We start from the raw sequence: 26,550 nt of genomic DNA, 5'->3' as shown, positions 1-26,550 counted from the left end.
GTTTTCATTAATAGTGACATGCTCATCTGTGCGGACAAGGGTCGGTCCGCAGGGCGCTCACCCACGCAAAGAGTGCCCCGACCAGCGCAAAGCTGCACGCAACGAGGTAGGCGGTGCCGATATCCCATCGTCCTGCAATTGCCCCGGCAATCAAGGCACCCACCGGCGAACCACCCCAGGCGACCATCCTCGCCGTGGTGTTCACGCGCCCCTGTAGACGATCCGGAGTCAGACGCTGACGTGCACCGATGCCGTTGAGGATGGTGACAGTCGCACAGCCGGAGTAGAGGGTCAGAGCGGTGATCGCTGCGGCGGTGTTGCTGGTTGTCGCAACGACGAACAGCACCACCGGGGCGATGGTCAACGCACCGACCGTGATCGCGCCGACCGGCCATTGCGCCGGTAGGCGTGGGAGCAAGACTGCGCCGACCACGCCACCCACGGAGACTGCTGTCCACACGGCCCCGATCATCGGACTCGACGTCGAAATCCCCAGCCTCTCGGTCGCGTACACCACCAGGAGCGCCGTGACAGCACCCTGCGTCAGCGAATTGACGAAGCCGACGCCGGTCAAGGCTCGCAGGAGCGGAGACTGCCAGAGGAAGCTGAGGCCTTCGCGTATGTCACGCGCAATTCCGGGTTCCGACTTCTTCGGCACCGCAGGAGTACTCGAGAACGAGGCTCCGATCGACGCCATGGCCAGCCCGGCCAATACGTAGGCCAGTGCATCAGCACCCAATGCGTAGGCCGGGCCGATCGACGCCACGAGCACTCCGGCAACAGCCGGAAAGGCAACATCGACGAGCGTGCTGGAAGTCCACAGCGCACTGTTGGCGGTCGGTATTCTCTGCCGACCGACCAGGGCAGGCAAGGCTCCGAAAGCTGCGGCATCGAACCACACGAAACACGTTCCGATGCAAATCGATACGCCGACCGCGTGCCATGCCGTCAACACACCGAGCGCCTGAGCCGCCGGAATACTCGCCAAGGCAAGAGCAGCGACGGCCTGCGCACACAGGATGACCGTCCGCCGGTTGACTCGGTCTGCCACGGCGCCCGCGAACAAGCCGAATACGAGGTACGGCAGAACCGTCCCCGCAGCCGCGAGCGAGGTGAGAAACGGAGACCGGCTGATGTCGAACACCAGAATCGGCATTGCCACACCGGTGACCGCCGCACCGGCCACGGCAATCGTGCGAGCCGTGAAGAACAATCGAAACGATCTGTCCCGAAACACATGTGGTTGCGCTTCGGCGGATCCCGTCGTCGAGGTCTCGCTCATGTATGCACTCTCTTGTACCTGTTGCTCTCCGTGGCGATCTTTCGTACGGTGGCATCGTAATGGAAATGGTTTCCATTACGGAAGGGATGACAATGAGCAACATTTCGTTCGACAGCGTCTCCAACTCGGCTCCGGCCAATGCACTCCAGGGCGTCGGCACCAACGCCCTCGTCGACAACCCGTTCACCTTCGAGCCGGTTGCCGAGGCGACGTCCGCACATGCTCTGCAGGGCGTGGGCACCAACGCCCTCGTCGACAACCCGTTCAGCTTCCAGAGCTGAAACCTTCCCTGATCCGGACCGTTTCGACGGTCTGATCTGCCGATGACCCCGCCCGCATCCGACTCGTCGGGTGCGGGCACCGACAAGGAGATCCGTGTACGCCCTCGCCGACGGACACCAGCTGTATCCGACACCGGACGGTACTTGGCATTACCTGACACCGGACGAGAACGCGGTCACGATCGGTGCGCCGGCCGAAGGTCTCGCAGAACTCGACAACTTTCTCCGGCGGCCTGGTTCGGTGCTCGGCGCGGGAGCGATCGAGATCGCCGACGCTCTCGTCTCTCGCGGCGTGCTGGCTGTTCCAGGTCAAGTGCCAGAGATTCCGGGCCCACAGCGTGTGCTGATGGACGGGATCGGACCCGTTGCCGATGCCTGCATCGCTCTGCTCTCCAAGGCTCTTCCGGATCTCGACGTCGTATCCACCACTGCGCCAATCGAAGACGACGTTGCGTCTTCGGACCTCGTACTGTCGGTTGCCGACGCTCCTCCTCACGACGCGTGGTCGGAACTCGATACCTGGTGCCGCCACAGCCGAACTCCGTGGCAACGCGTCCACACGGAGCTGGGTGAGATCTGCATCGGTCCCTTCTTCGACGGCATCGACAGCGCGAGCTACCGGGACGTCTGCGGTCGACGACTAGCCGCGTCACGTGTACCGGATCACCTGCTGGCTCTGTGGAACCACCTCGCCGACAGCGAACGTCGTCCGCTTGGACTTTCACCCACCGCAGCCGCAATGGTCAGTGCACTTGCATGTTCGGACGTCGTGGCTAGTTCTTACGGCGCACCGCCATCACACCTTCACCACCAGATCCGGATGAATCCACGAACCCTCATGATGACTCGCCATCCCGTGCTACCTCTGCCGGGCGGCGTTCTCGAGCCTTCGCCGACGCTCCGGTGATCTCACTCGGAGTGAAGATCCCGGCGGCAGACGGTTCTTCGCTGGCTACGGATGTGCTTCTCCCAGATTCTTCACCTCGAGGATTGATCGTGATCCGAACCCCGTACGGACGCGGGTGGCATCTGGCCGAGGGGCTCGAATGGCGATCACGAGGAATTGCCTTCATCTGTCAGGACGTACGTGGACGGCACGATTCCACCGGATCTTGGGAACCCTACGTCCACGAGCGCGAGGACGCCGCCGCCCTTGCCGAGTGGCTGCAGGATCAGCCGTGGACACCCGAGTGCGTCATCGCAAGCGGGGCTTCGTATGCGGCCGGAACTGCGTGGGCGTTTACTGCCGAGACCAACAGCGCCGATCGGGCATTTCGTGCTCGCGGCGTCGTCTCCAAAGTGCCGACCATCGGAAGCGACCGCGTCAAACGTGATCCCTCGGGGATACTTCTCCTCGCCGAGCATCTGGCGTGGTGGGGCGAGCACGGAGATTCGTCTTCCTCTCGTGAGGGTTTCATCCCTGCCCTGATGCGCTCGGATTCGTCTTTGCTGGAACATCTCCCGGTGCAGTCGATGATCGAGGAGGTTGGCCTGACCTCCGATTCACCGGGCTGGTTGACGCCGATCCGTCGCGCTCGCGAGCGCGAAGACTTCGGTGGCGATGATCTGGTGTCCGCGGACGAACTCTCCGAACTCGACGTCGCCGGGCTGCACATCGGCGGTTGGGACGATGCGATGATTCGGGAGACACTGCGGCACTTCGCATCCGTATGGCGTGCGCCGCAGAGTTTGATCGTGGGTCCCTGGGCGCACGACCTCCGCCCTGGAATGGTCGGCGAGACAAGTTTCGGCCGCCTTCAGGTCGAGTGGATGGAATCGATATTCTCGGCGCGGCCCGTGACCATCAATCGGGTGTTCGACCGGGGTGCCGGCGAATGGTCGACCGAACCGTATGTCACGGGTGCGAACCGGATTCGTCTCGAACCAGACCCGAGGACGGCGCCTTTCAACTTCACGCACCACGCAGACGAGGGCCGAAACGACTGTGTTGTCTGGACTTTCGACATGGAGGTCGAGTGTGTGCTGTCGGGAATGCCTTCGGTGGAGTTGACAGTGCATTCGCCCGAGGGCGAAGCTGACTGGATCGTCGAGCTGAGCATCGTCGATAGCGCCGGAGTCACCAGGTCGATCGCTCGTGGGGCCGGCGTCAGCCTTTGCTCCGGCACGTTGACCATAGATCTCGATCCCGTGTTGCACACCGTGCGCGCGGATGATGTCTTGACGCTGCGGATCGCCGGCTCGGATTTCCCCCGCCTCGCACGCAATCTCGGAGACGGTGATCGCTATCGAGGAACACGCAGTACCGCACTGCACCAATCATTTTCCGGGTCGTTGACCCTGCCGATACTCGGAGGAACTGCCGGTGGATGACTTGCTGGTCGACGCCCGAAGCGGCGTGCTGACCTCACTGGAACCACACATTCGCTCGGACATGCCGACGGGCTGGGTCGGTTGGGCCGCGAGGGTGGCAGACACCAGAAACTTCGGCGGCAGCGGTTCACTGTTTCGCGCGGACCCTTACGGATTCGGGGCTTCGATACGCAACGACGCAGCGGCCCGCGGGGCGGCAACCGGTGAGGCTGTCGAAAGATATTGCGGAAACGTGGTCCCCGAAGATCTGATCCGCAGCAGTGCGTCAGCGCTGGAACTGGCAGGCTCACGGGTCGTCGACCCGACGAAATTTGCGTTGTACAGCGAGGATCAGTACCGCCTTCCCGGATTCCCCTTTGCTCCCTTCACATCGGCTCTGGAAATCCGCTGGGCGCTGGGTCACACCATGGACGAAAAAGTGCCCACCTATGTGCCAGCCGCCCTGACCTATCTCGGGTACTACACCGTCACCCGTCGCGGCGAACCACCGATCGCGTCGTTGCAGTACGCCGGAATCGCCGCGGGACGCTCACGCGACGAGGCCGAGATGTCAGCTCTGCTGGAACTTCTCGAACGCGATGCCACCGCACTGTGGTGGTGCGGGGACCGGTCACTGCCGGCAGTCGAACTCGCCGACTGGGAGCGGTTGCCCGCGCACCGCCAACTCGGAGATCTGGAGAGCCAGACCCGCAGCGTTCGAGTGCTTCTGCTTCCCTCCCCCTTCGGCATTCCCGTCGCCGCAGTGTGGATCCGGGATGACCGACGTGGATTGGTCGCGCTGGGCACAGCTTGTCGACCAACGGTGGAGGCGGCAGTCTCGAAGGCGCTTGTCGAGGCGTATGCCGTACTTGCCATCACGATCGATCTCGCCGACCCCGACGGGCCGACCTGGCGCAGCGTGGCGGACGGAACGCTGCCGGCGCACCTGTACAAACCCTTTCGGGCTGACCGTCGTTACCGGGACGAGTTCGATGCGCAGTGGAAGGACGTCGTCGATCTGCCGACCGTCGCCCAGCTGTATCTCGACCCCGTGATGGCTGAGGCAGCGGAAGAGCATCTTTTCGACTACACCGAAACACGCTCGGTATCAGAGGTTCCCGACGAAAATCCTGTGAATCTTGCTTCTCTGGTAGCCCTTCTGACGTCTCGAGGGCACCAACCGATTTCCGTCGATCTCACCACCCGCGACATCTCGATTGCCGGGTTGCACGTCGTCCGCGTCCTGTCTCCCGGCCTCTACAACAATGCGCCGGCAGCTTTTCCCCTTCTTGGAGGTAGCAGATTGACCAGCGCATCGACCACCCATCTCCATCTGCCGGTCCCTCTCGCATGAGGTCTTTGCTCGTCGACCGCCGAACTGGGATCATTCGAGAGTTGGTCGACGCCGTTGTTCCCCAGCACTTTCCGCCGGAGTTCAAGCTGATTCACTCGTATGCCTCCGACTCGGCACGCTTCTCACCCTGGTCCAGCGACTCGGCGGGTGCCGGATACTGCTTCGATCTGGGTGACCGTGCGCGGCCTACCGCTGCCGCGATAGGTGAAGCGGTGGAACGATATTGCGGGAACATCGTCGCCAAACCGATCGTCCGCGGGTCGGCCGATGCATTGATCGGAGCAAGCATCGACCTGTCACAACTCGCGCGTTTCGACGCCGCCCAGTACGCGCAGCCACAGTTCCCGTTCGTCGAACCAACCGACGATCTCGAGTTGGACTGGACTCGCGGAGTCGACCTGATCACGGGTGCGGATACCTGGGTACCGGCCGAACTCGTCTGGGGTTCGTATCCTCATTTCGTCGCCCGGACGGGTCCGGCGATCTCTCCAGTAGCGCAGGCGGGTCTCGCCGCCGGTCCCACGACGGAATTCGCGATACGGAATGCATTGCGCGAGATAGTCGAGCGCGACGCGATGACGCTTTCCTGGACCGGAAGACGCGGCGTTCGGATAGTCACCGGCATCCCCGAGGTGCTTCGCCGCCTGGGCAATCACGGCAGCCTCTCGACCAGGTGGTTGTCATTCGACAGCGATTTCGGCATCCCGGTGCTCGGCGCCCTCGTCCACGACCGACTCACCGGATACTCGACCATGGGTACCGCCTGCCACGAAGAAGCGCGGACGGCTGCTTTCAAGTCGCTCGGCGAAGCGCTTCAGCTGCAACTGCTTTCCGCCGACTACGACAACCCGGAGAGCGGCATCGGTCGAGCCGCGGCCTCCCCGACCAGCCCGCTTGCGCCTTGGCGAGCTGACCGAAGCTATGCAGGCGCCTACCGATCGGACTTTGCCGACGTGATGGACTACGGGTGCCACTTGCAGCTCCACCTGGACCCGGAGATCCAAGCACGATTCGAGAGTGAGCTGGCAGGTGCCGTCGTCGGCGAGGTGGACCTCGACTCTCTGACGTCACCCATCGACACCGAAAGCGCACTGACAGGCTCGGGTTTCAGGCCGGCATGGGTCGACCTCACCACTACTGATGTTCTCAGCGCCGGCCTGCGCGTCGTCCGCGTCGTCGTTCCCGGTTGTCTCACCAATGCGGCCGCCGGATTGCCGTTTCTCGGCTCGCCCCGACTAGTCGACGGCCTTGCCGGACGTCCGCCTCGTACCATCCCATTGCCGCACTGACAGTTCCGGAACTGCCAGTTGTAACGACTCTGCGGTCTCCACCGCGTGAAACCAAGTCGGCTTCGAGATTGCACTGTCTCGAATCACCTGCACGGCACGCGCGGCGATGGTTGCCGTCGCGGCCGACTGGCTACGCCCCGAAACCCACAGCGCCGGGCCGGTATCCGTTCGTGCCATCGCAACCCAACGATCCGAGCCCCACAGCTTCTTCGGCACTACCTTCTGGAGGGCGGGCGCCCACGTCATGGCCGCAAGCCCGAGCGTCGCGGTGGACGTGTCCAATCGCAGGTACGTTCTGACCGGAACACCAAGGTCGCGCGTCAACGCATGTTGGTCCGAAAAGTCTGCCCGCACAGCAGGACCGGATCGGTACCCGGTCGCGTCCGCCGGCATCCGAAACGTCTTCATCCCGGTGTAGTTCCGGATCGATCGCCCGTCGGGATCGGGAAACCTCGTCCCCAACATCCCGTACGTCCACGCCGTCGCGGCCGGTCCGTGTAGTTCTCCGCCGCCGAGGCCGATCACGATGTCCACGGGTCCGTCGCCGAGTCGATGCGCCTCGGCGGCAAGGACACTGGTCAATCCAGGTGCCAATCCGACGCCCATCAGGACGGGTCCGTCGACCGCTTCCAGTTCTTCGCAGTAGTTCGAGGTTGCCGTGACGTCGACGAATGCCGCCCCACTGCGTACCGCTTCTTCTGCCAAGCGAACATCCTCGAAACCCGAGGCATTCACCACGACATCGAAGTCTCGAACCGCAGCCGAATACGCGCCTGGTTCTTTAAGATCAACGACGACGTCCGCGCGGGCACGATCGCGCCCGGCGGAGTACGCGGAGATTTCGGGGACCTTCGCGAGTTGTTTCATCAGGGGAATCCCGACGGCACCGTAGCCACCGAGTACAAGAACCTTCGTCATTATTTCGCCTCCCGAGTCGCTAGAGTTCGACTCTAGAGTTAGACTCTAATCATGACTGAGGTACTTCGGGAAGACACGTCGGCGCGGCGCAAGATCATCGAGGCAGCGCGTGAAGTTTTTGTCGATCCCGGCTACGCGGCCGCCACGATCAAACAGCTTGCCGCGGCGGCGGGCGTGTCGGTGCAGAGTGTCTATTTTGTGTTCGGCAACAAGCCGAGCGTGCTGTCAGCACTGCTCGACGTGGCCGTTGCGGGCGACGAGGAAAAGACGGCAACTCTCGACCGTCCGTGGGTGGCGGCGGCACTGGGCGCCCCACATCCACTCGGGCAACTCCGGATTCAGGTTCACCACGGACGGCTCATTCTGGAGCGCACCGCGGACATACTGTTGGCCCTGCGGGCCGCTGCTTCCGCGGACGAGGACGCCGCCCGCCTTTGGCAAATCAACCGCACTCAGCGACGCACGGTGCAGGAACATCTGATGGTCGGCATCGTCGAAAAAGCGCCAACCGTCGACCTCGAAACAGCCGTGAACGTCGCACTCACGCTGCTCAGTCCCGAGACGTACACAGACCTCGTGGTCGGAGCGGGTTGGACCGGCCAAAAGTACGAAGAATGGGTGGTCAACACCCTTGCCGCCACCCTGGGCCTGGACCGAACCGTCAAATCCCGGAAGTAGCTGGGACCTACTTGGTGGGCTTGTCGTCGATGTGCCGTGGGTTGTTCCACAGGCGTTCCGTCAGATCGTGAAGGACGGCGAGGGTGATCGTGTCGTCGTCCCGTCGGAGCAGAGACTGACTGACCGTCGCGCGCACCAATGTGCTGTCCGAGTGCACGAACTCCTTGACCGAGCCCGGCTCGGAGCTCAGTTCACGATGAGCCTGCTCGGCACTGACGTCGTCGGCATCCTTGTCGTAGAGAATGTCCTGCAAACGCAACGCCGAGACGGCCTTCTTGGGATATCCCAGCATGTCAGCGAAGGACGGGTTGGCAAAAACGATGCTGCCGTCGCGGTGAACGGCCATAACCGGCACCGGAAGCCTGTCGAGGAGAATCAGAGCAGGCATCTGCTCCAGATCCGCAATCGGCGATTGTGGCGGCTGCGCAACATTGCGGCGGCGTTCCATAACACGTCCTCTCAAGTTGCCCGAGTCGACAACAGTCTAACTGCCCAGCAAATCGCGGGTTGACTTCCCGCCCGGATGCAGTGACGAATGCCCGAATCGTGCCCGCCTGAGTTACGCCGCGAGCGCCTCCTGGTCCTCCGCCAAGGAACCGTCAACAACACGATAGACAGTATCCATCCGAGACAGGTGACTTCGGTCGTGTGTCACGAGAAGGGTTGCCGCCTCGTGTTCCCGCACCACCCCGATGATCAGATCCATGACAGCGGCACCGCGCTCCTGATCGAGCGCACTGGTGGGCTCGTCGACCACCAGAAGCTGCGGATCGTTCATCAATGCTCGCGCGAGATTGACGCGCTGTCGCTGCCCGCCCGACAGCTGAGACGGCCGTTTTCCGCTCTGATCCGCGAGCCCGACAGCGTCCAGCAAATCCATCGCTTTTGATTTCACGGCCTTGCGACGGGTCCGTGACGTGAAAACGGACTGCCCCAGATGCGCCATCACCTCGAGCTGCTCCAGTGCAGTCAACGACGACACGAGGTTGGACTGTTGGAAGACGATCCCGATCGACGAGCGTCGCAGCTCCGACGCCGCCCGCCGACTCAGCGCCGCGATGTCGGTGCTGCCTTCCGGCGTCCGGAGATAGACGTGCCCGGAATCCGGACGGATCAGGGTCGACGCCACCGCCAACAGGCTGGACTTGCCCGAACCCGAAGGTCCGGTGATCGCGGCGATCTCGCCGCGGTGCAGTCGCAGAGACACGTCGTCCAGCGCCGTCACCCGCGATTGCCCGTCGGGAAACGTCAGATCGACGTTCTGGATGTCGAGAACTGTGGTGCCGGTTGTCATGGTCATCGTGCGCTCCCCAATGCTGTGAGTGGATCGGTGGTCGAGAGGAATCGAAGTGCAAAGGCCGCGCCGAGCAGGCCGAGTCCGATCAATGCCACGGCAGGTACGACGGTCGTCGATGCGTCCAGGACAAACGGCATGGCGTCACCGATCAGCGAGCCGGCCACGGCCGTCAGCCCGATTCCGACGGTGACGCCGGCAATCAGGACGATGAGCGCCTGGCCCAGAGCGTCGCGCACCAGAGAACCGGTGGTCGCGCCGAGCGCTTTCAACGTCGCGATATCCGGGGTTCGCTGGATCGTCCACACCGTGAAGAACGCACCGATCACCAGGGCCGAGATCGCGAACAACATGAGCGTCATCAGCGTCAACGACCCGTTTTCCGATTTGTACGAACCGATCGCGTCGAGCGAACCGCTGACCGTCGTCGACGTCGTCACGGCTGACTTGTCCGTTGCGGAAGCGTCAGAGGCTCCGGTGACAGCCAGTACTGTCGCAACTCCGCCGCGTGGATTGGCCGCCTGCCAGTCACCGAGCGTCATCCAGACGACGGGCGAATGGCTGTACCAGTCGTCACCGCGAACGTCGCTGACGGTGAACTGCTGCGTACCGACGCTCACCTGATCGCCGGCTCCCGCCCCCAGATCGCGGGCAGCACCTTCGCTCAACACCACCGTGCCTGACGCCGACGGCGTTACGTCACCGAAACCGCCGTCAGCACCGAACAGGGCCACCGACTTCTGATTTCCGTCGGCCAATCCTGCCTTCCCGCGGCCGATTCCGATGGGATCGACATCCTTCGCGGCCCCGGCCCAGGCGTTGACCTGGTCCTGTGTGAGCGCCGACTCGTCGAACGACGCCCCAGCTCCGGTGTCTGCAAACACCACCGTGTCGGCATTCATGGCCTCGATGGCCGACACGTTCTGATGGCGAAGTCCTGCAGTCAACCCGCTGAGAAAACTGACCAGAAGTGCAACCAACAGAACCACGACGGAGATCAGCGCGAAACGACCTCGCGCTGCCCGTAAGTCCCTCATTGCGACAAACACTGTGAATTCCTTTCCTGTGCTTGCCTCTACGCTCTCGCGGATGCAGACTCTTTCCATCGCACCTCGGATCGACATTCCAGCGCTCGAAAGAACCATCCCGGTTTACAACTTTTGATGGATGAACCAGGCCCGAACCTCGCTAAGCTGGGCGAGATGCACCGATCTCCGCTCACGCCTGTCTTCGCCGGCCTACAACTGGGCCTGCATGTCCTTGTCATGGCGCTGGCCGGTGTGGTGTTTCTTCGAGCGCTGATCGACGAATCCGACCTGACCGCAACAATCATCGCGTTGGCCGTGATCTTTGTTGCCGTCTATCTTTTCGGGGTTGCCAAAAGGCTGCGCGGCAACGCTGCCCGCTGGTGGCTGGCCGTGCTGACCCTCGTCTGGATCGCGACGATGGCGGTATCCGCCGACGCCGCCTACCTCGCGTTCGGACTCTTCTTCCTCTATCTCCATATTCTGCGGCGCCCGTGGAGCCTGCTGGCCGTCACCGCGGCAACGGCTGTCGCCGTGATCGGCACCGGATTGCATCGCGGGTGGACGGTGGCCGGCGCCGTCGGCCCGATCATCGGCGCCGCCGTAGCCGTTGCTATCGGTCTCGGATATCAAGCGCTGTACCGCGAGGCAGCCGAGCGCGGACGTCTCATCGACGAATTGATGAACACCCGTGAAGAATTGGCGTCGACGTCTCGCGATGCCGGAAAATTCGCCGAACGTGAAAGGCTCGCAGCCGAGATCCACGACACCGTGGCCCAAGGACTTTCGAGCATCCAGATGCTCCTTCACGCTGCCGAACGCGCCGATCCGGAGAGCCCGGCCATCCGGCAGATCAGCCTCGCACGGGAAACTGCAGCGGACAGTCTTGCCGAAACCCGCCAACTCATCGCCGAATTGACACCGGCGGCCCTGGACGGTCAGTCGCTCGCCGATGCGCTTCGTCGAATCTGTGAACGCGCGAGCAGTCCTGAACTGGAAGCACGATCCGTGGTCGAAGGTGAGGCACTACGGCTGCCGATGCCCCTCGAAGCAACACTGGTGCGCATCGCCCAGGGTGCGGTGTCCAATGTTCTCCGCCACGCGGATGCAACCAGAATGGCTGTGACACTGACGTATTCCGACAACACCGTCAGCCTCGACGTGGTCGACAACGGCCGCGGCTTCGACGTGGCAGTTCTCGAACGTGGACCGGCGGAATCTTTTGGCCTCAATGCAATTCGACGACGCGTCGAACTGCAGGGCGGAACGTTCTCAATCGAGTCGGAGCCGGGACACACGGCCGTCGCGGTGACGTTTCCCCTCGATGTCGGTGAACAGTGATCCGCCTGCTGCTCGCCGACGATCACGCGATCGTGCGCGCCGGGCTGCGAGCGCTGCTCGAAAGCGAATCCGACATCGAGGTGGTCGGCGAAGCAGGGACCGCCGAGGAAGCCATAGCCTTCTGCGCCACCACGCCGGTCGACCTCGTGCTCATGGACCTGCGGTTCGGGCCAGGCAAGACGGGGGTCGACGCCACCCGCGCGGTATGCGCGCTGCCGAATCCGCCGCACGTACTCGTTGTGACCAACTACGACACGGACGCGGATATCTTGAGCGCCGTCGAAGCCGGAGCCAGCGGCTATCTGCTCAAGGACACACCCCCGGTCGAGTTGCTGTCGGCCGTCCGCGCCGCTGCGAGCGGGGACAGCGTTCTCTCCCCTGCCATCGCGTCGAAGCTCATGACTCGGGTACGCAAACCCGAAACCAGCCTTAGTCCAAGGGAAATCGAAGTGCTGAAGTTGGTGGCGGCGGGTCGATCCAACCGAGAGATCGGTAAAGAACTTTTCCTGAGCGAGACCACGGTCAAATCGCATCTGGTCCACATCTTCGGCAAGTTGGGCGTGAAGTCGCGGACGTCGGCGGTAGCTCGTGCGCGGGAGCTGGGTTCGATCTGACGTTTGTCCGAATTGTCGAAAGTAGCTGGACAGCAGTAATTTTCGCTTGCAATTCTCTTGTATTCGAAACTCTGTTCGAATATGATTGCTTCATGGACAGTCGGGAAGCGTGGCAGCTGGATGGTGAGGACCTCAAGAGTGAGGTTCTCGATCTGGTGCGCGCCCGGCACGAGTTGCAGTCGCGGATGGTGTTGTTGATCGTGGAAATGTTTTCCCGTGAGGTTCTCGGGGGGAAGGGTTTTCGGGCGATCGCGCAGTGGTTGCATGGTTCGACGAATTTGGAGATCGGTGAGTGCAGTCTGCTGGTCGGGTTGGCGCGGTTGTTGATGCTCGAACCTGTTGTGGCGGATGCGTTTCACCGCGGTGATGTTGATGCGTTGAAAGCCCGTCAGGTGGCGTCGTTTTGTCAGCATCCGCCCAAGAACATGACCCTGGCAGATGTGGACAAGGCTCGCGGAATTCTGCTCGGGTTGGCGTCGAAGAACATTGCCGATTGTGATGCAGTGCGGGCAGCGATTCGGCGGATCGAGAAGCAGTACGGCAAGCGTGAGGACGGCGTCCCGGTCGGGGAAGATTCCGAACGTAACGAGTTCTACGCCTCGAAAGGCTTGTACGGCAGAGTGACTGTGAAGGGCGATTTAGATGCTGTGAACGGGGCCCGTCTGATCACCTTGTTGTCGAGGCTGTCGGCGCCGACACCGGAGAAGGACGGCGTCAAGGACACCCGCACGCCGGCATTACGGCGGGCGGACGGGTTTTGCGAACTACTACGCCGGTACGAGCGAGCGGGGTTGGGCCCGATCGAAGGCGGCGTGAAACCACACATCACGGTCACCGCGTCCGCAAAAGACATGACGGACCTGCAAGCGTTGAAAGACCTCCTGCCGTCCACTGAGGAACTGGGGTTCGCGTGGACGGATTGGGTGGGCCCGATCAGTATCGATACTGCGCGGATGCTGGCGTGCGACTGCACGGTCACGCGGATTTTGTTGGATGAGAATGGTGTTCCGCTCGAGTGCGGTAAGGAAGCGAGAACGGCGACGGTGCCGCAGCGGCGGGCGTTGGCAGTTCGGGATGGTGGGTGCGCGTTCCCAGGGTGCGGGACTCCGTCGGGGTGGTGCGATGCTCATCATATTGTTCACTGGAACGATGGTGGCCCAACGGATCTCGACAATCTGATTCTGTTGTGCGGTCATCACCACCGGACACTGCACCACACCGAGTGGCGTGTCGAGATCGGCCCCGATCGGAAGACGGTGTTCTATCCGCCGATGTCGATCGATCCGTATCAGCAGCCGATCGGCGGAAACAGCCCACCGACAGCCGCCTGAACGGGCATAACTGAAAATGCCAGCGTATGCACCGGGGAAGAACCATGCCTCGGGGCATACGCTGGCGTTTTCAGCTGCTTTCGATGTCCGTCTTGCGACAGCATCTGTCTCCACTTCGACACGCAGGACCAATAGGGTCGAGGGATGTCTTTCTGCGAACCCGCCCGCGTTGTCACCGTCACGTCCCTGACCCCGCACATGCGGCGAATCAGCATCGAGGCAGAAGGTGACTGGCACTGGCCGACCGGCGGACAAGGCGACGAGCGCATCGATATCGCGTTCCCGAAACCCGGTGAAACAGAAGCAGATTACGACTACTTCAACAATCCCGACTACGGCAAGGCCGATCTCGGAACCGAGCCACCGTGGCGGCACTACACCGTGCGCAAGGTGCACGACGGCGGTCGACGTCTGGACATCGACTTCGTCGTGCACCCTGGCGGTATTGCAGCGGATTGGGCCCTGCGGGCCGAACCAGGTCACCTACTAGGCGTCTTCTGGTCGGACAGTTCGCGGTCCCACTACCAAGCACCGGCGGGTCCTCGCTGGCAGCTGCTGGTCGCAGACGCCACGGGTCTCCCCGGACTGGGCAGGATTGTCGAAGAACTTCGAGAGGGCGATGTCGCACAGGCGATCATCGAGGTCGAAACCGAAGAGGATCGACAGGAATTTGTCACTCGCGGCGACGTCACGTACACGTGGCTCGTGGGGAGTGGTCTCGGAAAGGCGCCGAGCGCGCTGTTCGAGGCTGTGGAGAGGGTCGAGTTTCCCGAATCCGAATCGGCCGACGTCTACGCGTGGGTGGCGTGCGAAAGCGCAACCAGCCGTCGTATTCGTAAGCATCTGAGGGAAGTTCGAGGAATTGCTCGCGACAAGCACAATGTTGTCGGGTACTGGCGAGAGGGCGCCGACGGCCACGTTTCCGGCATGAACAGCGAGGAAGTCACCGTCGGCGCCTGAGCGCCGTGATCACTCTGCCGGCAGTGTGTCGGTAGATTCTGCGTGAGCCTGCTGCACGTCAGCCGGCTTTTCCGCCAGCATCTCGAACAGTGCACGGCGTGCCTCGGCAAGAATTGCCTCTGCCTTGGCGACCTGCTCAGCGGTCCCACCTGCGGCTACCGCGACAGCGGCACCTCGGAGTAGACCCATCGCGGGACGGAGCGCTGCGCCGGCTTCACCGAAGTGAGGGCGGCCGTGTCCACGCTGGTCGGGACGACCGTGTCCGCGCTGGTCGGGTCGACCAAATCCGCGCTGACCTTCGCGACCGCGTCGGCCTTCAGGGCGTCCTTCTGCTCGGTCTTCGAAGCGACCCTCGGGGCGCTCTCCATCGAATCCTCGACGGAAACCGTGTCCACGATGCGGGCCTCGGCGGCCATGCTCGCGACGTTCTTGCATTTCTGGGTTGTTGTGTGGGGCGTACATGTTGTCCTCCTGGACTGTCTGTGTTTCTTTGACGTATCGACGATATATCGACAATAGATCGAACGCAAGGGTCCGGAGAATAATTCCCGCACCCTCGTCCGGATACGCTGAAGCCGTGAACACGGATCTACAAGCCCAGGCCGCAGACGTCCTACGCCGCCTCGCACTCGACGAATCCCTGAAAGAACGCACCATGGCGGACGCTGCGACTGCAGCACTCGCACGGAAAGTTGCCGCTCGCTACATCGGCGGCGAAACCATCGACGACGCTTTCGACCGCCTCCCCTCGATCTTCGCGCGAGGACACAAGGCGAGCATCGAATACACCGGGGAAAGCGTCCGGGATCCCGAGCTCGCGAACGCCGAAACCGATGTTTTCGTGGAACTCGCGGAACGAATCGGCACGTCGGGTGTCGAGAGCACCGTGTCGTTCGACCTCTCGCACATCGGCTTGGTAATCGATCCGGAGCAGTGCTTTCGCAATGTCGTGCGCCTGGCCGAGGCCACGGAACGCGCAGGTGCCGAGCTGATCATCTCCGCCGAAGCGTCCGATCGCACCGACCTGGTCCTCGACATGCACGCGCGGCTGGCCGAGCGCTTCACTCACGTGGGGATCACTGTTCAGGCCCGACTGCACCGGACCGCAAAGGATCTCGCCGCTCTGCTGGACCGACCCGGCCGCATCCGTCTCGTGAAGGGCGCCTTCCTCGAAGCCGAATCCGTCGCCTACCCGCGCGGTAGTGCCGAACTGCGCAGCGCGTATCTCGACTACGCTGCCCGAATCGTCGAATCGGGTCACCAGGTTTCCATCGCGACGCATGACCGCGACATCCTCGAAGCATTACGTGCCGAGCATGATTCGAAGCTCAGAGGCGAGCACGTCGAGTTCGAGATGCTGCTCGGTCTCGGTACCGAGCAACTGGACGCACTCCGAGCCGCGGGCTTCACCACACGCGAATACGTCATCTTCGGAACACAGTGGTGGCTGTACGTACTCAATCGCATCGCCGAAGAGCCGGAGCGTGTCTACACCGCGCTCGTCGACGCCGCGCTTGTCACCACTGCAAACTGATCCGCAGCAACACAAGTGGGGCTGCACTCGAATCGAGTGCAGCCCCACTTGTATATGTTTCTAGCTCTCCAGAAACGCCTTGATGCGCGCCAGAGTGGTTTCCATTCCGGTCTGCATCAGCTGATCTCGACCCCGACCGAGCAGGCCGCTACCCGACATCATGCGGACGTAAAGCGCAGGCTTCGCATAGATCTCACGAGTCTCGGTAAGCACAGTGCCCGTTCCCGAAGGCTCGAGCACGTACGTCCACCGAGCCTTCGGCTCGTCCGATTCGAAGGAGAACTTCCGGCAGTCGACCACGTCGACCACCGTGCAGTGCGTGCTCCACCGAATCAGGCCGTGCTTGTTGGTGCCCTTGAACTTTGCACCCACGGTGCCCGGGGTTCCGGAAGTCCATGTTCCGCCGGTGTTTTCAGGGCTGAAGCGACCCATACCTTCGATGTCGCTGACAACCTTCCACACCGATACGGGAGTTGCCTCGATGTACGCGCTGGCGGTTTCCACCCGTTACCGGCCCGGAACCCAGGACATGATCTTGATGGCGTGAGGCATGAGCTTTGCCCACACCTTGGCCGGAAGTCCGCGCGGTCCACCGAGATTCATGACGCGGGTGGTGGCAACGGTCTGCGGCTCGGTGTACTTGATCAGCCCCTCGGCCCCGTGACGACGACCGACGCCCGAGACACCCATGCCGCCCATCGGTGCTGCGGTGCTGCCCCAGGTGGGTGCGTAACCCTCGTCGACGTTGACGGTGCCGGCGTGGATGCGCGCTGCGATGGCTTCGCCGGCAGCCTTGCTTCCCGCCCACACACTGGCGTTGAGGCCGTACTCGGTGTCGTTGGCCGCAGCGATGGCCTCTTCGACGTCCTTGACGGGGTAGATCGAGACGAGCGGCCCGAAGGTCTCGTCGCGGTAGCACTCGGCGTCTTCGGGAACCCCGGTGAGCAGCGTGGGCTCGTAGAACAGCGGTCCGATGTCCGGGCGGGCCTTGCCGCCGGCAATGACGGTGGCGCCCTTGACCACTGCGTCGTCGACATGCGCGGAGATTGCCTTGACCTGGGCCTCGGAGACGAGGCTGCCCATCTCGATTCCGAATTCGTAACCAGCGGCGAGGTTCATCTTCTTGACGCGGTCACCGAACATACGGATGAACTCGGGTGCGATGGACTCTTCGACGTAGATGCGCTCGATGGAGATGCACAGCTGACCGGAGTTGGAGAAGCACGCACGCACGGCGGCGTCGGTGACCTCGCGCAGGTCTGCGCCGGCCGCGACGATCATCGGGTTCTTGCCACCGAGTTCGGCGGAGAAGCCGATCAGTCGACGGCCGGCCTGCTCGGCGAGGAGCTGACCGGTCGCGGTGGAACCGGTGAACATGAGGTAGTCGGTGTTCTCGACCAACGCGGTGCCCACGACGGAGCCCGGTCCGGGAACCACGGCGAAGAGGTCGCGGGGCAGCCCCGCCTTGTAGAGCAGTTCGACGCAGGCGAGCGCGCAGTACGGCGTCTGGCTGTCCGGCTTGAGGACAACGGCGTTGCCCGCGAGCAGCGCGGCGATGGCGTCGGACACGGCCAGCGTCATCGGGTAGTTCCACGGCGAGATGACGCCAACGACACCCTTGGGCTGGTAGCGGACGACGGTCTTCGTCAGACCCGGAAGCATGCCGGAGACGCGACGCGGGCGCAGCAGCTTCGGCGCCACACGTGCGTAGTGACGCGACGTCATCGAGATGTCGAGGACTTCTTCCTGAGCTGCGGTACGCGACTTTCCGGTCTCGGCCTGAGCCATGTCCATGAGTGCGTCGCGGTTCTCGAGGATGAGGTCGCGGTAGCGGTGGAAGACGGCGGCGCGGTCGAGGACGGAGCGCTTGGCCCATTCCTTCTGGGCGACGCGGGCACGGGCGATGGCCGCAAGTGCGTCGTCGGCGGTGCCAACGGGGATGGTCGCCAGCTCCTTGCCGGTGAACACCTCGGTGATGGACTTCGTCGGGCGATCGGCAACATTGTCGATGGCGATCAGATCGGCGAGCCGCGAGAAGGTCGCAGCGGACGGAGCAGGCATTTCAGTACCCCTACTGGTGAGTAGTTCTTGGAGTTACACACAACTTACCCCGTCGGTGGTACCGATCACAGTGCCGAATCAGACAGAGTCAACCAATACTGCCTCTTTCGGACGTTTTGCGATCAACAACGACATGACTGCAGCGATCGCGCAGAGCGCGCCGGCCACCAAGAAGGCAGCGTCGTACGAGCCGATCTGATCACGAACGAGGCCGGCCAAAAAGGCCACCAGACCCGCACCGATCTGATGAGATGCCAGCACCCAACCGAACACGATGGGAGCGTCGGCGCCGAAGTGCTGACGGCACAGCGCGACCGTCGGCGGAACCGTCGCCACCCAATCGAGCCCGTAGAAGATGACAAACGCGATCATCGGCGGATTCACGGTGTTGGCGAGCAGCAGCGGCAGGAAGAGCAGCGAGATTCCGCGGAAGAGGTAGTAGATGCCGAGAAGTTTTCGCGAGTCCATCCGGTCGGTGAACCAACCCGAAGCAATGGTGCCGACCATGTCGAGGATTCCGATCAACGCCAACAGGGACGCGGCCATCGTGATCGGCATTCCGTGATCGTGCGACGCCGGGACGAAGTGCGTTCCGATCAGTCCGTTGGTGCTCGCGCCGCAGATCGCGAAGGTACCGGCGAGAAGCCAGAACACCTTGGTCTTCGACGCCATCACCAGCACCGAGATCGCCCGGCCTCCGGCGCCGCCGCGCTGGTAGACAGGCTTGGCGGGTGGGGCGTAATCGGCGGGCGCGCCGTACGGCGTCGTTCCCACGTCTGACGGATAGTTGCGCAGGAACAGCAGGACGAACGGCACGACGGCCAGCGCGGCAAACGAAACTGTGAAGGCGACGCTCTTCCAGTCGTACGTTTCCGCGAGCTTCGCCAGGACGGGCAGGAACACCAGCTGACCGGCAGCACCACCGGCCGTCAGGATGCCAGTCACGAGACCACGCTTCTCGACGAACCAGCGATCGACGACGGTGGCGACAAACGCCAGCGCCATCGAACCGGTGCCGAGGCCGACGAAGACACCCCACAACAGAATGAGCTGCCAACTCGAGGTCATGAAGATCGTGAGACCACTGCCGAGCGAGATGAGCGCCAACGCCGAAGTGACGACCGCCCGGATACCGAACCTTTCCATCAGGGCAGCGGCGAACGGCGAGGTCAGCCCGTACAGGATCAGGTTGACCGAGACGGCGGCCGAGATGCTGGCGCGGGACCAACCGAAATCCTCGTGCAGCGGATCGATCAGCACCGATGGGGCAGCGCGGAAGCTCGCCGCACCGACCAATGCCAGGAATGCCACGATCGCGACGGACCACGCGCGGTGAAAGCGCGGGGGGCTCGCCTGCTGCGGGCCCGATTCCGGGAGAGCGGTCTCAGAAGTCACAGAGAGAATTCTGCAGTTCGGATTCGATCGAGAACAGTGGCCGGATTGCCAATATATGAAAGAATCGAGCCATGTCTGGTCCGCATCGCGTCGTCGTACTGGCTCTGAACGGAGTCATTCCCTTCGAACTCGGGATCCCCGCGCGCATCTTCGGGCGTGCCCTCGACGTCGAGGATCGGCCGCTGTACGAGATCCTGACGTGCACAATCGACGGCAATCCCGTGCGGACCGACGCTGACTTCAGCATCTCGGTCCCCCATGGGAGCGAGTTGCTCGCCACCGCCGACACCGTCGTCATCCCCGCGTCGTACGAATTGGGCCCGGCCTTCGACGAGGGGTATCTCTCCCCCGAATTGGCCGCAGCATTCGAACGCATCCGCCAGGGGACCCGGCTGGTCTCGATCTGCACCGGTTCGTACATCCTCGCCGCGGCCGGTTTGCTCGACGGACTCCGCGCTACGACGCATTGGCGCAACACCGACCATTTCCAGCGTGTCTATCCCAAGGTGAACGTGGATCCCGACGTGCTGTTCGTCGACGAAGGCCACATCCTGACCTCGGCCGGCGTGGCGTCAGGCGTCGATCTCTGTCTGCACATCGTCAGACGCGACCACGGCATGGAAGTGGCGAACACCGTCGCGAGGCGTTGCGTCGTACCGCCGTGGCGCGACGGTGGTCAAGCGCAGTACATCCGCCGCCCACTGGCTGACAAGCCTTCGGAATCGACTGCCGACGCTCGGCACTGGGCCCTCGAACATCTCGGCGATCCGATCACGCTGGCAGACCTGGCGACGCGTGCCAACATGAGCGTCCGCACCTTCAGCCGTCGATTCCGCGACGAAGTCGGAACCACACCGAACCGCTGGCTGACCAGCAGACGCGTCGATCGGGCACGTGAATTGCTGGAGGAATCCGATCTGTCGATCGATGCAATTGCAGCTCGAACCGGCTTCGGGACTGCGACATCGATGCGTCAACACATGAACGAAGCGCTCGGCGTTTCACCGAGCGCCTACCGACGCACGTTCAAGGCACCGGCGTAAGCGGCAGTACCAGGCACTATCCTGGAGGCCATGGCCGAACAGACTCGCCCGAACTTTCCCCAGTACTGCGGATACCTCCTGGGGAAGACGCTCCCCGACCGGTACCAGGACTGGGTGCGGAACGATCTGGTCGGACCGGGTGCGCAGGCTCGCTACATCATTCGTTTCACCGTGCCGGCGACGCTGATTCTTCTGCTGTTCCTGTTGATTCCGGGACCGATCTGGATTCCCTTGGCCATGATGGCTTTGCTGCTCATCCCGCTCGCGTACTTCGTCGTGGCACTCGGGACCATCTACCGCCGTCACCGCCTGCTGAGCCACGGACTCGATCCCGAATTGCTCGACGAGAAGGCCCAGCGCCGTGCCGATCGCACTCGCGAGGACTACGAGAAGCGGCACGGTCGCTGAGCACCCCTCAGCGGAACATCGTCACTGCGGCCTTGGCGAGGACCTTCGGATCCTTCTCGTAGTGATGCATCTTGGTGAGCTTGTCTTCCGGAATCCCCAGGAACTTGTAGACGGCCACCTGAGCACAGCGCACCGAGTACTGCTCGGTGAACACCATGTCGAACGGCAACTCCGCGAACTGACTGATGAACGCCAGGTTCTTGGAGTGCTTCGGCACCACCAACGGCCGGTCGCCAACGGCTCGCCGATTGAACAGCGCACTGGCGTAAGGCATGTGGCTGGGAATCGAATTCACGACGCTGCCGGTGATCTCTTGTCGGCGCGCGGCGAGCGCACCGCTCTCGTCGAGCGCCTCGAGATGCCCGAGAGTCTCTTCCAGCATTTCGCGCCCGGTCATCTCGATGAACGGCTTCTTCACGTAGTCGCCGTCCTTGCGCGGGAACAGACAGTAACCCCAGAAGACTCCTTCGTTCTCCTTCTGCGCGTGGTAGTGCGGCTGATGGTGAACCACGATCGACAGAAGCACGTTCGAGTCCACGAACGTGTTGAGTGCATTTCCGGGGAGCTGCTTGGTGATTCGGGAAATCTCGTTGATGAGCTCGTGTGACGAAGTGGTGACGGTGAAGCTGGTCCACTCACTCTGCGCCCGGTCCCCGAAGAACTTGTCGGGATTCCCGAGATCGTAGAAATGCTCGGTGGCCTGCTTCCACAGCAGCGCACTCGGTGCGTATCTCATGTCTTCGACGATCGGGGTGTCGAGATCGCCGATCGACGAACTGTCGGTGATGCTGCCGTTGGTGTCGAAGACGAAATCGCCTTCCGCCACGTCGATTCGGCCCTTCTCGCCGGTGCGGACGTTCTCGTAATCGAGTCCCGTCACGATGATCTCGTCTCGAAGCGGGGTGTCCTTGAACACGAACTCCGTGATCTTCAGTTCGTTGACGAACTTCACGCCCTTACCTTCGAGGAAGGTCCGCATCGGCAAGATGATGCTCTCGTACTGGTTGTACGGGGACCTGGTGACACCCGCAAGCGTCTGAATGCGGCTGAACTCGAGAATCATTCGGTTCATGTACCGGCGAAGCTCCATCGCCGAACTCACCCGCTTGAAAGCGAAAGTGGTCTCCCACATGTACCAGAAGTTGGTGGTGAAGAAGTGCGGAGTGTCCTCGAACCACTGCTCGATGCTGATGTCGTCGAGTTTTGCCTCGTCCGACTCCGGCATCGTCATCAGCTTCGTCAACAAGTACCGGTCCTTGTTGTCGAATTGCATGTGCTTGTAATCGTTCTCGCCCTTGTTGCGAATACCGTCTCGGTCGATCAACCGTGCGACGTCATGCGTGGGGTGCGCGTGGTCGAAGTCGAGAATGTCATCCGTCACCGACTTTCCCGGGTTGTCCAGCGACGGAACCGCACTCAATACGTCCCAGAGGTTCTCGTAGGTTTCCTCGTTGAGCATGCGGCCGCCGCGGTTGATGAAACCCGCGTCGTTACCGAGTTCGCGATGGCCGTACTGGTGCTGAAACGTAGCAGCGGATTCGCCGTCGTTCGCTCCGTGCATGTCCAGGCCCATGATGGTGATGTCCTCACCGTTCCACTCACCGTCTCGAATCAGATAGACGGCAGCCGAGAGGTTTCCGATGCCGGCACCGATCATGTAGGCCTTGTGAGACAGATTGGAAGACATTGGGTTTCGTTCCTTACTCGAGTCGCGGTACGGATACCTTCCAAGCATGGACCCGTTTGCCCGCAGGCGCATCACCCGAACCGGATGACGTCCGTCACGGTCGCTGAAGGCGCACCAGATCGAGCGCAAAACGCACGTAGTCACGTGCAATTTCCTCGGGCGTTTGCGGCCCACTCGGCCGATACCATTGCGCGACAGAGACACACATCACGACAATCGCACGCGCGGCCTGTCGCGGCCGATCCGTCTCGAACACCCCCGCGGCGATTCCGTCGTCCACTTGCTTCGTCATCAACCATTGCTGGTAGTTGCGTGATTCCGTGATGCGCAACCTGTTTTCGGCTGTGAGACTGCGCATTTCACTGGCGCCGAGAAATCCTTGATCACGCCGATAGATATGGAACAAGGTCACACATTCGACAAGGAAAGCCAATCTTTCGTCGGGACTTTCGCCCTCTTCGATAGCCGCCAACGATCTCGTGTTCAGTTCAGCCATGGTGAGGTCGAGAATTTCGGCCAACATCTGTTGCTTGCTGGAATAGTGGTGATACAGACCCGGAACACTCATCTGCGCACGTTTGGCGATCTCACGCATCGCAGCGCCGTGATATCCGGTCTTCACCATCTCCGCGAGCGCGGCCGCCAACACCGGATCGAACGAACTCGGACCGAACCTTCGCCACTCGTTCGGGCGAAAATGTGCGTCCGGGTCGGCGTCGTCGCCTCCCCACCGCGGCTGTTCCGGCGGACGCACTATCGCAGCCGGGAGCAGAGCGTCGAAACGCACTCCGAGAATCCCGCCGATTGCCGCCAACCGGTCGACGCTGACTCTGGTCTTTCCGGTCTCGACAGCGCTGAGGGTGGCCGGGCTGACATCGAGACGCCTGGCCAATTCACGCAGCGAGAGCCCGCTGTGACGCCGCGCTTGCCGGATCGACGCCCCGATCAGGACAGCATTCTCAAATTCGGTCACAGTGTTCAGTATTGCCGAACATAGGATTTCCAACAATGCGATGACCACGGAAATCTATGAACCTGTTGACTACTAGTTATCGGCCTGAACATGATGTGGATCACAAAGACCCAGGTCCGCCCGAGCGATCGTTCGGTGTCGGTAGCGAGAGGATCGAATCACCATGACCGAGGCGCCATATCTTGGAGAACTCCTGCGCGACGCACCCAGCAACTGGGGCAAGTGGGGAGAGTCCGACGAGGTCGGTTCACTGAACTACCTCGACGCCGGACAGGTGCTTCGTGGCGTCGGAACCATCAAGCAGGGTTCCGTGTTCACACTCCAACGTCTTATCGGCGATCCCAAGGGTGATCCGGTCTGGCCGGGCCGGAGCCCCGCCGAGCGCACACAGATCTTCGACGAGAGCAGCTGGGACGGCGACGACGCCCCCAACTTCCCCGGCGGCCTGCATTACGCGGACGACAAGATCGACGCGTTCCTGCAGGGCTCGACGCAGTACGACGCACTCGGCCACGTCTGGTACGACGGCGCCCTGTGGAACGGATACTCGGCTGATACCACTGTCGGCGGCCTGGAGAAGGCCAGCGTCGAACCGATTGCCGACCGCGGCGTCGTCGGACGCGCAGTACTTCTCGACATGGCGAAGTTCCGCGGCAAGGAGAACCTCGACAAGGCCGAAACCTTCACGCACCAAGATCTTTTGGCCTGTGCCGAGGCGCAGGGCGTCACCATCGAGAAGCGTGACATTCTCGTCATCCGTACCAACTTCCTCAAGCTGTTCTTCGACCAGGGCGAGGCCTTCTACGAGGGCTTCTGCGAGCCCGGCTTGATCTACAGCCCCGAACTCGTCCAGTGGTTCCAGGACATGGAGATTCCGAACCTCGTCACCGACACCATTGCCAACGAGGTCACCACCGACCCCGAAAACGGTGTGGCACTGGTTCTCCACAACGCATTGATGCGCAATCTCGGTGTGGTGTTCACCGAGATCTGCGATCTGGAGAAACTGGCCGCGGACTGTGCGTCCGACGGCCAGTACACGTTCTTGTACGTCGCCGCACCGCTCAAGGTTGCCAAGGCCAGCGGCTCTCCCGTGAATCCGGTTGCCATCAAATGACATACGAGGATCGCCCTTGGTTGGCGTTGTACCGCAACGACGTTCCCCCCGACATCGACGTCGAACAGCCCACAATGCTCGAAATGTTGGCGGCGGCGGTCCGCTCTGATCCGGACGCCACGGCTGTGAAGTACTTCGACGGTCAACTCAGTTTCGCTGAACTGGATCAGCAGAGTGACGCCCTGGCCCGCGCACTACGAGCAGGTGGTCTGACGAAGGGAGACCGTGTCGCACTCTTCCTGCAGAACGTTCCGCAATTCGTGCTCGCCCTCGCCGGAATCTGGAAAGCCGGCGGCGTCGCAGTCTCGATCAATCCCATGAGCCGTGAACGAGAACTGGGATACCAACTCGAAGATTCCGGAGCAGCGGTTCTGATCGCTCTCGAGGGGCTCTACGAGTCCGTCGGCCGCAACGTCGTCTCCGACTCGCCGGTCAGGCGAGTCATCACCACCTCGGAACTCGAGTACCAAAGCCGCAACGATCCACGGGTTTTCGACGGAATCGTGAAGAAGGATCTCGGTACCGACGATCTCGCGACGCTGATCGACCAGCATCGTCTCGGTGATCCGATCACTACCGACGCTGCACCGGAAGACATTGCGGTACTGACCTATACGTCGGGAACCACAGGTCCGCCGAAGGGAGCGATGACCTCTCACGCGAACATGACCTTCAACGCCCAGGTCTACCGTGACTGGCTGGGGCTCACCCCGAAAGACACGGTTCTCGGCGTCGCACCGCTCTTCCACATCACGGGGTTGATCGGTCACATCGCGGTGTCCGTCTTGGCGAGAATGCCGCTGGTGCTGGCCTATCGCTTCCAGCCCGAGGTGATGCTCGACGCGATTCGTGAGCACCGCCCGACATTCACAGTCGGCGCCATCACTGCGTTCACCGCACTGCTCAACACTCCGGGTTGCGCGCCCGAAGACTTCACCTCCATGCGGTTGCTGTATTCCGGCGGCGCACCCATCTCGCCGACAGCCGCCGAGGCAGTCCGCGCCATGACCGGTGCTGCGCTGCACAACATCTACGGGCTGACCGAGACCACGTCGCCCACTCACGCCGTTCCCGTCGGGGCGGATACGCCCGTCGACCCCACGTCCGGGGCACTGTCCGTCGGCGTTCCAGTACCCAACACCGTGGTCCGCATCGAAGACGAGGGCGGTGCGGTCCTGCCGATCGGAGAGATCGGCGAATTGGTCGTCCGTGGTCCACAGGTGGTGCGCGGCTACTGGAACAAGCCGGAGGAGAGTGCGTCGGCCATTCGCGACGGGTGGTTCCACACCGGCGACGTCGGTTTCATGGACGAAGCCGGCTGGTTCTACGTCGTCGACCGTAAGAAGGACATGATCATTGCGTCCGGCTACAAGGTGTGGCCACGCGAGGTCGAGGACGTTCTTGCCGAGCACCCCGCAGTCCGTGAGGCGGCAGTCGTCGGGATCGCCGACGAATACCGCGGTGAGACGGTGAAGGCGTTTGTCAGCCTCGTCGCGGGGGCCTCGGTGACGCCGGAAGACTTGATCGATCACTGCAAGCAGCGGATGGCGGCGTACAAGTACCCACGCTCCGTGGTGCTGGTGGAGGAACTGCCCAAGACCGTCACGGGCAAGATCTTGCGACGGGAGCTGCGCACGACCTCTTGACGACGAAGG

27 protein-coding genes are annotated in these 26,550 nt (G+C 62.4%); 15 read left to right on the top strand and 12 right to left on the bottom strand.

Annotated features, from left to right (window positions below):
• Window positions 1-22 precede the first annotated feature (22 nt).
• The gene (locus ABX74_RS17745) at window positions 23-1,282 is read right to left on the bottom strand and encodes an MFS transporter (RefSeq protein WP_047889350.1); all 1,260 of its coding nucleotides are present in this window, start codon (window positions 1,280-1,282) and stop codon (window positions 23-25) included.
• 92 nt (window positions 1,283-1,374) lie between these two features.
• Between ABX74_RS17745 and ABX74_RS17740 the strand changes: the two genes are divergently transcribed.
• From ABX74_RS17740 to ABX74_RS17720, 5 genes are all read left to right on the top strand, one after another.
• Entirely contained in the window at window positions 1,375-1,563 is a 189-nt protein-coding gene (locus ABX74_RS17740) for a streptamidine-related RiPP repeat protein (protein ID WP_003943543.1), read from the top strand.
• Between the two features lie 94 nt (window positions 1,564-1,657).
• Window positions 1,658-2,470 carry a hypothetical protein gene (locus ABX74_RS17735; protein WP_047889349.1) on the top strand — a complete coding sequence of 271 codons (813 nt, stop codon included), beginning with the start codon at window positions 1,658-1,660 and terminating at the stop codon, window positions 2,468-2,470.
• Window positions 2,467-3,894, top strand: coding sequence for a CocE/NonD family hydrolase (locus ABX74_RS17730; protein ID WP_047889348.1), 1,428 nt, complete (start codon window positions 2,467-2,469; stop codon window positions 3,892-3,894). Before ABX74_RS17735 ends, ABX74_RS17730 begins: the two co-directional genes overlap by 4 nt.
• Window positions 3,887-5,227 (top strand): YcaO-like family protein, encoded by a 1,341-nt coding sequence (locus tag ABX74_RS17725; protein ID WP_047889347.1) that lies wholly within the window; start codon window positions 3,887-3,889, stop codon window positions 5,225-5,227. Before ABX74_RS17730 ends, ABX74_RS17725 begins: the two co-directional genes overlap by 8 nt.
• Window positions 5,224-6,516: a YcaO-like family protein gene (locus tag ABX74_RS17720; RefSeq protein WP_047889346.1), complete on the top strand. Its 1,293-nt coding sequence runs from the start codon at window positions 5,224-5,226 to the stop codon at window positions 6,514-6,516. The genes ABX74_RS17725 and ABX74_RS17720 overlap by 4 nt, the downstream gene beginning before the upstream one ends.
• On the opposite strand, the gene ABX74_RS17715 is transcribed toward ABX74_RS17720, so the two are convergent.
• Window positions 6,463-7,434 (bottom strand): sugar nucleotide-binding protein, encoded by a 972-nt coding sequence (locus ABX74_RS17715; protein ID WP_047889345.1) that lies wholly within the window; start codon window positions 7,432-7,434, stop codon window positions 6,463-6,465. The two genes, ABX74_RS17720 and ABX74_RS17715, sit on opposite strands and share 54 nt — an antisense overlap.
• A 51-nt stretch (window positions 7,435-7,485) precedes the next feature.
• Between ABX74_RS17715 and ABX74_RS17710 the strand changes: the two genes are divergently transcribed.
• Window positions 7,486-8,112: a TetR/AcrR family transcriptional regulator gene (locus tag ABX74_RS17710; protein WP_019746303.1), complete on the top strand. Its 627-nt coding sequence runs from the start codon at window positions 7,486-7,488 to the stop codon at window positions 8,110-8,112.
• Between the two features lie 7 nt (window positions 8,113-8,119).
• Here ABX74_RS17710 and ABX74_RS17705 read toward each other — a convergent pair whose 3' ends face one another.
• The 3 genes from ABX74_RS17705 to ABX74_RS17695 all read right to left on the bottom strand — a co-directional run bounded on the left by ABX74_RS17705 (window position 8,120) and on the right by ABX74_RS17695 (window position 10,455).
• Window positions 8,120-8,560: a PAS domain S-box protein gene (locus tag ABX74_RS17705; protein WP_003943598.1), complete on the bottom strand. Its 441-nt coding sequence runs from the start codon at window positions 8,558-8,560 to the stop codon at window positions 8,120-8,122.
• Between the two features lie 111 nt (window positions 8,561-8,671).
• Window positions 8,672-9,412, bottom strand: a complete 741-nt coding sequence (locus ABX74_RS17700) for an ABC transporter ATP-binding protein (protein WP_020968047.1) — start codon at window positions 9,410-9,412, stop codon at window positions 8,672-8,674.
• A complete protein-coding gene (locus ABX74_RS17695; RefSeq protein ID WP_029254139.1) occupies window positions 9,409-10,455 on the bottom strand; it encodes an ABC transporter permease in 1,047 nt (348 codons plus the stop codon). Before ABX74_RS17695 ends, ABX74_RS17700 begins: the two co-directional genes overlap by 4 nt.
• Before the next feature lie 114 nt (window positions 10,456-10,569).
• Between ABX74_RS17695 and ABX74_RS17690 the strand changes: the two genes are divergently transcribed.
• The 4 genes from ABX74_RS17690 to ABX74_RS17675 all read left to right on the top strand — a co-directional run bounded on the left by ABX74_RS17690 (window position 10,570) and on the right by ABX74_RS17675 (window position 14,677).
• Window positions 10,570-11,772 carry a sensor histidine kinase gene (locus ABX74_RS17690; protein WP_020905682.1) on the top strand — a complete coding sequence of 401 codons (1,203 nt, stop codon included), beginning with the start codon at window positions 10,570-10,572 and terminating at the stop codon, window positions 11,770-11,772.
• Entirely contained in the window at window positions 11,769-12,386 is a 618-nt protein-coding gene (locus tag ABX74_RS17685; RefSeq protein WP_019746299.1) for a response regulator, read from the top strand. Before ABX74_RS17690 ends, ABX74_RS17685 begins: the two co-directional genes overlap by 4 nt.
• Window positions 12,387-12,478: 92 nt before the next feature.
• Window positions 12,479-13,717, top strand: a complete 1,239-nt coding sequence (locus tag ABX74_RS17680; protein ID WP_020905681.1) for an HNH endonuclease signature motif containing protein — start codon at window positions 12,479-12,481, stop codon at window positions 13,715-13,717.
• A gap of 144 nt (window positions 13,718-13,861) precedes the next feature.
• Window positions 13,862-14,677 (top strand): siderophore-interacting protein, encoded by an 816-nt coding sequence (locus ABX74_RS17675; RefSeq protein WP_020905680.1) that lies wholly within the window; start codon window positions 13,862-13,864, stop codon window positions 14,675-14,677.
• A gap of 9 nt (window positions 14,678-14,686) precedes the next feature.
• Here ABX74_RS17675 and ABX74_RS17670 read toward each other — a convergent pair whose 3' ends face one another.
• Both ABX74_RS17670 and ABX74_RS17665 read right to left on the bottom strand, forming a co-directional pair.
• Window positions 14,687-14,866, bottom strand: a complete 180-nt coding sequence (locus ABX74_RS17670; protein ID WP_019746296.1) for a hypothetical protein — start codon at window positions 14,864-14,866, stop codon at window positions 14,687-14,689.
• Window positions 14,833-15,093, bottom strand: coding sequence for a hypothetical protein (locus ABX74_RS17665; protein ID WP_047889344.1), 261 nt, complete (start codon window positions 15,091-15,093; stop codon window positions 14,833-14,835). The genes ABX74_RS17670 and ABX74_RS17665 overlap by 34 nt, the downstream gene beginning before the upstream one ends.
• Before the next feature lie 161 nt (window positions 15,094-15,254).
• Between ABX74_RS17665 and ABX74_RS17660 the strand changes: the two genes are divergently transcribed.
• Complete coding sequence (locus ABX74_RS17660; RefSeq protein WP_047889343.1) at window positions 15,255-16,211, top strand: proline dehydrogenase family protein; 957 nt, start codon at window positions 15,255-15,257, stop codon at window positions 16,209-16,211.
• A 60-nt stretch (window positions 16,212-16,271) separates the two neighbouring features.
• Here the strand turns inward: ABX74_RS17660 and ABX74_RS17655 are convergent, their stop codons facing one another.
• From ABX74_RS17655 to ABX74_RS17645, 3 genes are all read right to left on the bottom strand, one after another.
• Window positions 16,272-16,715 (bottom strand): SRPBCC family protein, encoded by a 444-nt coding sequence (locus ABX74_RS17655; RefSeq protein WP_020905677.1) that lies wholly within the window; start codon window positions 16,713-16,715, stop codon window positions 16,272-16,274.
• A 3-nt stretch (window positions 16,716-16,718) separates the two neighbouring features.
• Window positions 16,719-18,272: a succinic semialdehyde dehydrogenase gene (locus tag ABX74_RS17650; protein ID WP_003943578.1), complete on the bottom strand. Its 1,554-nt coding sequence runs from the start codon at window positions 18,270-18,272 to the stop codon at window positions 16,719-16,721.
• A gap of 78 nt (window positions 18,273-18,350) precedes the next feature.
• Entirely contained in the window at window positions 18,351-19,667 is a 1,317-nt protein-coding gene (locus tag ABX74_RS17645; protein WP_047889342.1) for an MFS transporter, read from the bottom strand.
• A 71-nt stretch (window positions 19,668-19,738) separates the two neighbouring features.
• On the opposite strand from ABX74_RS17645, the gene ABX74_RS17640 reads away from it, so the two are divergent.
• Both ABX74_RS17640 and ABX74_RS17635 read left to right on the top strand, forming a co-directional pair.
• Window positions 19,739-20,710, top strand: coding sequence for a GlxA family transcriptional regulator (locus tag ABX74_RS17640; protein WP_047889341.1), 972 nt, complete (start codon window positions 19,739-19,741; stop codon window positions 20,708-20,710).
• A gap of 30 nt (window positions 20,711-20,740) precedes the next feature.
• Complete coding sequence (locus tag ABX74_RS17635) at window positions 20,741-21,118, top strand: DUF5313 family protein (protein ID WP_003943558.1); 378 nt, start codon at window positions 20,741-20,743, stop codon at window positions 21,116-21,118.
• A 7-nt stretch (window positions 21,119-21,125) separates the two neighbouring features.
• Here ABX74_RS17635 and ABX74_RS17630 read toward each other — a convergent pair whose 3' ends face one another.
• Both ABX74_RS17630 and ABX74_RS17625 read right to left on the bottom strand, forming a co-directional pair.
• The gene (locus ABX74_RS17630; protein ID WP_082148523.1) at window positions 21,126-22,853 is read right to left on the bottom strand and encodes an oleate hydratase; all 1,728 of its coding nucleotides are present in this window, start codon (window positions 22,851-22,853) and stop codon (window positions 21,126-21,128) included.
• Between the two features lie 46 nt (window positions 22,854-22,899).
• On the bottom strand, window positions 22,900-23,826 hold the full coding sequence (locus ABX74_RS17625; RefSeq protein WP_029254130.1) for a TetR family transcriptional regulator: 927 nt from the start codon (window positions 23,824-23,826) through the stop codon (window positions 22,900-22,902).
• Window positions 23,827-23,941: 115 nt separating this feature from the next.
• On the opposite strand from ABX74_RS17625, the gene ABX74_RS17620 reads away from it, so the two are divergent.
• Window positions 23,942-24,895 carry a cyclase family protein gene (locus tag ABX74_RS17620; protein ID WP_047889339.1) on the top strand — a complete coding sequence of 318 codons (954 nt, stop codon included), beginning with the start codon at window positions 23,942-23,944 and terminating at the stop codon, window positions 24,893-24,895.
• On the top strand, window positions 24,892-26,541 hold the full coding sequence (locus ABX74_RS17615; RefSeq protein WP_047889338.1) for a class I adenylate-forming enzyme family protein: 1,650 nt from the start codon (window positions 24,892-24,894) through the stop codon (window positions 26,539-26,541). The genes ABX74_RS17620 and ABX74_RS17615 overlap by 4 nt, the downstream gene beginning before the upstream one ends.
• The last annotated feature ends 9 nt before the right edge of the window (window positions 26,542-26,550 follow it).

Origin of the sequence: Rhodococcus sp. ARP2, assembly GCF_001029585.1 — a bacterium.
GTDB lineage: Bacteria > Actinomycetota > Actinomycetes > Mycobacteriales > Mycobacteriaceae > Rhodococcus_F > Rhodococcus_F erythropolis.
The sequence above is the reverse complement of the archived record's forward strand: the minus strand, read 5'-3'. Positions and strand labels throughout refer to the sequence as shown.